1 pseudogene (running past one end of the window) is annotated in these 272 nt (G+C 72.4%); it reads left to right on the top strand.

Annotation, left to right across the window (positions count from 1 at the left end):
* Window positions 1–272: pseudogene (locus tag CCN72_RS36565) on the top strand (YbhB/YbcL family Raf kinase inhibitor-like protein); its annotated part reaches 150 nt to the left of the window's first position; the annotation flags it as partial.

Below are 272 nucleotides of genomic sequence, written 5' to 3' on the forward strand. Positions count from 1 at the left end.
GCTGCCCGCGGGTGCGGCGAGCGGCAAGTTCGAGGGCCTGCCCGAGGGCGCCGTGCACGCGCGCAACGACTACGGGACGCGGGACTTCGGCGGCGCCGCCCCGCCGCCCGGTGACGGCCCGCACCGTTATGTGTTCACGGTGTACGCGGTGGACCAGGAGAAGCTGGGTCCCGACGCGGACGCCTCGCCGGCCTTTGTCGGGTTCAATCTGCGCTTCCACGCGATCGCGCGGGCGCAGCTCATCGGCGAGTACGAGAACACCGAGCAGGGCT

It is taken from the genome of Streptomyces murinus (assembly GCF_002154555.1).
GTDB classification, from domain to species: Bacteria; Actinomycetota; Actinomycetes; order Streptomycetales; family Streptomycetaceae; genus Streptomyces; species Streptomyces murinus.